Here is a 545-nt window from a genome sequence, read left to right on the forward strand (position 1 = left end):
ACAATGAATATGAGGATGGTGCATAAGATTTTGTCCCCACGTATGTAAAATAGAGGTAAATCCCAGTGTTCCACCTAGATATTTTTTGTCAGATGCTAATTCTGTAAGAGTTTCAGCGACAGCTTTAAATAAAAGAGTATATAGCTCCTTTTGATTTTGATATACTATTAAATTTATGGTATCTGGAATGGTAAATACAACATGAAAGTATCCAACGTTAAGTAAATTACTTTTCTGAGAGTCAACCCAACGTTCTTTAGCAAGATTTTGACATTTAGGACAGTGTCTATTGCGACAAGAGTTGTAAGAAATCTTAGTACTTCCACAGCTTTCACATTTGTCTATATGACCACCTAATTGGGAAGTCCTACATTTTTCAATTGCAGACATAGCTTTTAGTTGAGCAAGTGTAAGCTTATGTTTTTCACGATATTCTGTACCATATTGTTGAAAAATATCTTGAACTTCAATCATTATTCTTATGCGTTTTTTTCGCTGATTTTTTCAACATGTCGAGAGGACTTTTTACATTTAAGGATTCAATA

1 protein-coding gene is annotated in these 545 nt (G+C 32.7%); it reads right to left on the reverse strand.

Annotated elements, in window-relative coordinates; genetic code table 11:
• Positions 1–474, reverse strand: a 474-nt coding sequence (locus G9F72_RS26835) for a transposase zinc-binding domain-containing protein (RefSeq protein WP_224676341.1), incomplete at its 3' end; no start/stop codon positions are given.
• Between the last annotated feature and the right edge of the window lie 71 nt (positions 475–545).

The sequence above is a fragment of the Clostridium estertheticum genome (assembly GCF_011065935.2).
GTDB classification, from domain to species: domain Bacteria; phylum Bacillota; class Clostridia; order Clostridiales; family Clostridiaceae; genus Clostridium_AD; species Clostridium_AD estertheticum_A.